7 protein-coding genes are annotated in these 5,855 nt (G+C 62.3%); 5 read left to right on the forward strand and 2 right to left on the reverse strand.

From position 1 onward, the window contains the following. Positions 1-895: 895 nt before the first annotated feature. Both IC50_RS20445 and IC50_RS20450 read right to left on the reverse strand, forming a co-directional pair. Entirely contained in the window at positions 896-1,849 is a 954-nt protein-coding gene (locus IC50_RS20445) for an ABC transporter substrate-binding protein (protein WP_081492475.1), read from the reverse strand. 209 nt (positions 1,850-2,058) lie between these two features. Beyond that, entirely contained in the window at positions 2,059-2,448 is a 390-nt protein-coding gene (locus tag IC50_RS20450) for a nuclear transport factor 2 family protein (RefSeq protein WP_035708785.1), read from the reverse strand. A 401-nt stretch (positions 2,449-2,849) separates the two neighbouring features. On the opposite strand from IC50_RS20450, the gene IC50_RS20455 reads away from it, so the two are divergent. From IC50_RS20455 to IC50_RS20475, 5 genes are all read left to right on the forward strand, one after another. Continuing rightward, positions 2,850-3,266 (forward strand): hypothetical protein, encoded by a 417-nt coding sequence (locus tag IC50_RS20455; RefSeq protein ID WP_244429613.1) that lies wholly within the window; start codon positions 2,850-2,852, stop codon positions 3,264-3,266. A gap of 137 nt (positions 3,267-3,403) precedes the next feature. Next, a complete protein-coding gene (locus IC50_RS20460; protein WP_035708789.1) occupies positions 3,404-4,426 on the forward strand; it encodes an LLM class flavin-dependent oxidoreductase in 1,023 nt (340 codons plus the stop codon). 182 nt (positions 4,427-4,608) lie between these two features. Next, entirely contained in the window at positions 4,609-4,953 is a 345-nt protein-coding gene (locus IC50_RS20465; RefSeq protein ID WP_035708793.1) for a DUF1236 domain-containing protein, read from the forward strand. A gap of 74 nt (positions 4,954-5,027) precedes the next feature. Then, positions 5,028-5,300 carry a hypothetical protein gene (locus IC50_RS38440; RefSeq protein ID WP_050991044.1) on the forward strand — a complete coding sequence of 91 codons (273 nt, stop codon included), beginning with the start codon at positions 5,028-5,030 and terminating at the stop codon, positions 5,298-5,300. A 200-nt stretch (positions 5,301-5,500) separates the two neighbouring features. Next, on the forward strand, positions 5,501-5,855 hold a 355-nt coding region (locus IC50_RS20475; RefSeq protein ID WP_035708796.1), incomplete at its 3' end, for a hypothetical protein.

Below are 5,855 nucleotides of genomic sequence, written 5' to 3' on the forward strand. Positions count from 1 at the left end.
GCGGCCGGCATCCGAAACCCTTCACAGTACCAGACCAGCCGCAGGCGACGAAGTCGGTAGGCTTAGGGCCAGAAGCCGCCGTCCAACTTTTCAATCAAATTTTGGATTGCTGAGCGGATACAACCTTAATCCTGAGTAGGGTAAAAGGATTGGGTCTTCTATCGGGGAAGCTTGATGACGCTCTTCCAAGGACTAATGGTTCTCTGTGGGATCGCTTTGCTAACCATCATCTTTGTAGGGTTCGTCAAAGGCGACAGCGTTAAGCCCGACGACACCCCGGAGAGGTTTCCCGGCGGAGGTCCCGGGGGCGATTTTTCGAACTAAGCGCTCCTAGCGACAAACGTCGAGCAAAGTCAGCTCTGGGGCAGACTGAACTCAGGCTGAGCTAATTGGCACGCTTGCTCCGGTCGAGGCGCGACTTACCATGTTTGTCCGGTTTGTCGTCGGCACTGACGGTGAGAACCACCGCTGGCTGACAGGTATCATCACTGAGGCGCGGCTCCTTCGCGACCGCGGACAACTCGCCCCCTATCAGACGGCTTGGCTTGAGGATACCTACGCTTGGCTAAACGACCATCTCCCTTGTCCGCCATTCTCGACGAGCAACTGGGGACCGGAAGCAGTTTCTTGGTTTAAGGACACGGCCCAGCCATCGATCAAAAAGATGTGGGAAATCGCGACACTCCGCAGTGCGCCTGCTCAGATCGAAGAACCCCGGAAAGGTTGTCTATGAGGACGACTTCCAGATCGTGGTTCAGGAGTGGAAGCGTCTCTAGACCGACACCAACGTCCGCTCCGGGTCGATTGCGTCGATCCCGTTTGACAATGACCGGCTGACTCCGGGGAGCCGACGCCACAGCAAGATATCCGATGCCAAGAACCACCGGCTGAATGCTCATTCAATGACCTGATCCGCCTGGATCAGCACGGTCTCAGGCACTTTCAAGCCCAGTGCTCTTGCGGTTCGAAGATTGATCTTGAAGTGAAACGTGCTTGGCTGCTCGACAGGTATGTCCGCAGGCGCTGTGCCCTTGAAGATCTTGTCGACATAGGAGGCGGCTTTGACGAACAAGTCCAGGACGTCCGGCCCATAACTCATCAATCCGCCGACCTGAACGTAGGTATCGACCTGGTATATCGCGGGCATTTCGAGCTGTTGGGCCAGTTGCGGCACGAGAGGACGGGGCGGATCGGCAAGAACATACACGGCCTCGCAGCCGGCCGACTTCATCGCAGCGAAAGCGGCGGGAAGGTCCGCCGGAGTCGGGGCAGCAAACTGCTCCGCGGCGATGCCGATGCTCTTCGCGCCCTGTTTCGCAACCTCGAACAGCGACCGGTGCGTGGGATTGGCAGACGTCAGAATCGCGATCTTCTTTGCATTCGGGAGCACGAGATGCATGAAATCCAGGGTCTTTGCCGTCAAGTCACCGTACATGTTGGCCAGGCCCGTGATGTTGCCGCCCGGATGGGCGAAGCTCTCTATGAAACCCGAGCCAACCGGATCGGTCGCAGGACACATGACGATCGGGATGTTTGCGGTGGCTTCCTTCACAGCAGCAATGGCCGGTGTAGCCTCTGCGACAATGACGTCGGGTCTTCCTGCGACGAGATCCTTGGCCAGCCCCGGCAGGACGGAGTAATCGCCTTTCGCCTCTCGAATATCGAGAAGAAGCGTTTTTCCCTCTTCATATCCCAGGCCTTGCAGAGCTTTCCGCAATACCGGGATGCTGCGCGTTCCAGAGCCCGATCCCAAATATCCCAACCGCCAAACGCGAGGCTTGTCGGCGCGGGCTGCGCCAGAGCCGAAGACAACCGCCAGTCCGCAAAAGAAGAAATGACGCCGCAGCATCGCTGAAACTCCGGGCCGTCACTACATCCAGTATCCATCAATCTCGCAGGCGGAAGATGAGCCTGCAAGGTCTCTGCCCCGGGTCGTTTGCGTCGATTTACGTTCGTTACCCGCCATGCCCGATCTCGTCATGACTGCTGACATACCGGACGCCATCATGGGCACGAGTCCCATGGCGCATGTCGGCCTGGGTCATTCGGACTTCTGCATCAATGGGCTGAGGCAGGGCCCTCGACAATCTTCCAGTAGGAGTCCTTGCGGATCACCTCGCCCGCGCGAAAGGTGTAAAAGTCGCATCCTCGGACCTCGATCGCCTTTCCTTCGCGGGTGGTGCCCGTGAGTGTCCACTTTGAAATGCCCGTGTTTGCCGGCGCGTCCACAAAGTGTTCGGCGTCGCCGTAGTGAACGTCCGGCACGCCTTCAAAGCGCGTCGCGAGCCCGTCTCGCACCTTGCGTTTCCCCTCGAAGCGCGAGCCCCATGGATCGGCGCCCCTCGGCATCTCCAGGACACAATCGTCAGCAAAGAAGTCCATGATGGCATCCAGATCGTGCGCGTTGAACGCTTCGCACAACGCCGTCAGTTTCGATCGAATGTCCATCCTTCCCTCCCTCATCTCGACGTGGGTACAATAGCATAAGGACACAGGCGAGCTGGATCGATCATTCGTCTGATCGATGTCGCCTTCGGGTCAACCGCAGCTCCCGGCCAATCTGTCGGTATCCGACTTCCCTCAAGCGGCACGCATGATCACGTATGACGATGGCTCTCGTGGTGTCCGGCCCGGCCTGCTCTCGGAAGCCGCGTGAGCGGCGTGCAGTCTGCGTCAACGGAGAGCCTCACCGACGTTAACCCTGTCGGCAAATGATTGGCCGGGAGCCGGCCGCCGGCCGACAGATTGCCTCATTGGCGCGGAGAATTTTCAGCGGCGCTAACCTGGGTTAGAGGCGCGTTATGCTGAGAATGGCGTTGTTGGGCCTCCTCATCCTGTTGAGTGTGGGCATGCTGTCGGCAATGGAACTGAACGCTCCACCGCGTCGCGCAATCGCGGTCGTCCAGCCGCTTGCCCAGCAGAACGCTGGCATCTCCGATTCACATGACGCATTGCCGAAGGCCGATCGCCTCGAGGTTGCCGTTGCGGCCAGCGCGATGCCGATGCAGGCTGCGTCGATCGAAAACCCCGCTGCTCCGCAAGACATCCATGTCGGTTCGTCCGCGCCGGCGCCGATCGTCCGTCCTCGGCACAATCCGAAGACGATCGCGACCGCCAAACGTCCCAAGCCGAAACCAAAGGCGCCCGTTGTCAAGCGAGCCGCCAATGTTCAGCGTGCAAAGGCCGGCAGCGAGGGCGAGCCCTGTCGGCTCAAGGCGTTCGGCGGCTTGCTCAAGGCATTGAATTTGACCGGTTGCGAAATCTGAGGGCGCGCCTGGGCATGGCGGATCGAAGTCGAATGATCTGACTTCGCGGTGCACTGCGCTTGCGGGCACGCGCCTTGCGCCATCTTTCCCCTGGCCGACGTCTCGCAAATTTTTCCGATCATCCCTATGTTGCCCGCATGAAGAAGATCGGATTTCTGTCCTTCGGGCACTGGACGCCCTCGCCGCAATCGCAGACCCGCTCTGCTCGCGACACGCTGCTGCAATCGATCGAGCTGGCGGTTGCGGCCGAGCAGCTGGGGGCCGACGGCGCCTATTTCCGCGTGCATCATTTCGCGCGGCAGCTAGCCTCGCCCTTCCCGCTGCTCGCGGCGGTCGGCGCCAGGACCAGCACGATCGAGATCGGCACAGCCGTGATCGACATGCGCTACGAGAACCCGCTCTACATGGTGGAGGACGCAGGCAGCGCCGATCTCATCGCCGGCGGCCGGCTCCAGCTCGGCATCAGCCGCGGCTCGCCGGAACAGGTGATCGACGGCTGGCGCTATTTTGGCTATCGCCCGGCCGAGGGCCAGAGCGATGCCGACATGGGGCGGCGTCATGCCGAAGTCTTCCTCGACCTGCTCCGCGGCGAAGGTTTTGCCGAGCCCAATCCGCAGCCGATGTTTCCGAACCCGCCGGGGCTGCTGCGCCTGGAGCCGCATGCGCAGGGCCTGCGCGAACGGATCTGGTGGGGCGCCGGCTCGAACGCCACCGCCGTGTGGGCCGCACAGCTCGGCATGAACCTGCAGAGCTCGACGCTGAAGAACGACGAGACCGGCGAAGCTTTCCACGTGCAGCAGGCCGCGCAAATCCGGAGCTATCGCGCGGCGTGGAAGGAAGCCGGCCACACCCGCGAGCCCCGCGTGTCCGTCAGCCGCAGCATTTTTGCGCTGATGGATGATCGCGACCGTGCCTATTTCGGCGGGGAGCGCGGAGGCGAGGACCAGATCGGCTTCATCGATCCGCGCACGCGCGCGATCTTCGGCCGGAGTTATGCCGCCGAACCCGACGTGCTGATCGAGCAACTCAAGCAGGACGAGGCGATCGCGGAGGCTGATACGCTGCTGCTGACGATCCCGAACCAGCTCGGCGTCGACTATTGCGCGCATGCGATCGAGGCGATTTTGACCCACGTCGCGCCGGCGCTGGGGTGGCGGTAAGGAAGAAAGGACCTGATCACACACCATCGAACCGGCTTGATCCGGCGGACGCATTTTCCGCTCCGCCAGTTGAGCACTCCGAAATAAAACGGGAAAAAGTGGCAAACGTTCCGTGTTCCGCGGAACGGCCGGGCTGATGACGAGTTCATCGCAGCGCCGCATCCAGCGGCGAGGGAAATGCGATGAAGAAGCTCATGCTGATTTCAACCGCCGCTCTGCTCGTCTCGACGAGCGCGATGGCGCAAACCACGGTGACCACGACGACCGGTGCGGGGCACGGCGCTGCCGTGCAGATCGAACCGGAGTATCGCACCAAGATCCGGACCTACGTCACCGAGCGCAAGATCCGCCCGGTCGAAACGCGCGAGAAGATCGTCGTCGGCTCAGCCGTGCCGCGCGAGGTCGAGCTTGCGACCGTTCCGAGCGACTGGGGTCCCTCGCTCACCAAGTACCGCTATGTCTATTCGGGCGACCGCGTGATGCTGGTCGATCCCCAGACCCGCATGGTCGTCCAAGAGGTGGACTGACTCCATGCCAGGGCGGGCCGTTCATTGCGGCCCGTCTGCGCAACGGCTTTCGGTCCACTTCGCGGTAACCTCTGATGCCCATCATTCGATATTTCGTGTTTGCAGGCGCGTTCGCCGTGGCCCTGCTGTTTGCGCTCGATCGAACTCTTTCGCCGCTTGCGACGCCGTCGGCGGGACCAGGTGTCGACCGAACGGTCATTCGTATCCGCTCCGCACGCACCCTGCCCGAGAAGATCGTCCTGGACACGTCCACCAGCATCGCCGCTGCGACAGCGTCGCCGCTGATCGCCGGCGAGGCGCCCCACCGTTCCGCGCGCGATGCATTGGCGATGGCCGAAACACCATAGGCGGGCAGCCGCCAGGGCGCGCAGCAAATGAACGCTCAATGAACGATCGACACGAGCGCCGCCGCGTTGCGCGTTGCGGAATTGCATGAAGCAGCAGTCGCGCATCAACACGTCGGTGAAGAGGAACGTTTCCGCGATCGCCACTTTATCCCAAGCCTGATTGGCGCTTTGTTTTTGGAAACCCACTGGAGGAAACCGATATGAGAATCCTGAAGCTTTCTGCGGCTGCGGCCGCGCTGTTGGCCGGCACGGCACTCGCCGTTGCGCAATCGAGCTCGACGGTCGGCACCGGCGGTTCGTCGGCCGGCGGCGGCACCAGCAACTCGACCGTCGGCACCGGCGGCTCCTCGGCTGGCGGCAGTGGCTCAGGCTCTGCCTCGACGCTCGGCACCGGCGGCTCGTCGGCCGGCGGCGGCACCAGCAGTTCGACGGTCGGCACCGGAGGCTCCGCAGCGGATAGCGGATCCGGCAGCGGCTCGGCTTCGACACTCGGCACCGGTGGATCCTCGGCCGGCGACGGCAAGAGCTCGTCCAGCGTCGGCACCGGCGGGGCCG

The organism is Bradyrhizobium genomosp. I (2014) (assembly GCF_000261685.1).
Taxonomy (GTDB): Bacteria; Pseudomonadota; Alphaproteobacteria; order Rhizobiales; family Xanthobacteraceae; genus Bradyrhizobium.

What these genes read in the sequence shown, in the direction of transcription:
- IC50_RS20445 (WP_081492475.1), bottom strand. Translation starts at nt 1,849, where the DNA reads ATGCTGCGGCGTCATTTCTTCTTTTGCGGACTGGCGGTTGTCTTCGGC.
- IC50_RS20450 (WP_035708785.1), bottom strand. Translation starts at nt 2,448, where the DNA reads ATGGACATTCGATCGAAACTGACGGCGTTGTGCGAAGCGTTCAACGCG.
- IC50_RS20465 (WP_035708793.1), top strand. Translation starts at nt 4,609, where the DNA reads ATGAAGAAGCTCATGCTGATTTCAACCGCCGCTCTGCTCGTCTCGACG.
- IC50_RS38440 (WP_050991044.1), top strand. Translation starts at nt 5,028, where the DNA reads ATGCCCATCATTCGATATTTCGTGTTTGCAGGCGCGTTCGCCGTGGCC.
- IC50_RS20455 (WP_244429613.1), top strand. Translation starts at nt 2,850, where the DNA reads ATGCTGTCGGCAATGGAACTGAACGCTCCACCGCGTCGCGCAATCGCG.
- IC50_RS20460 (WP_035708789.1), top strand. Translation starts at nt 3,404, where the DNA reads ATGAAGAAGATCGGATTTCTGTCCTTCGGGCACTGGACGCCCTCGCCG.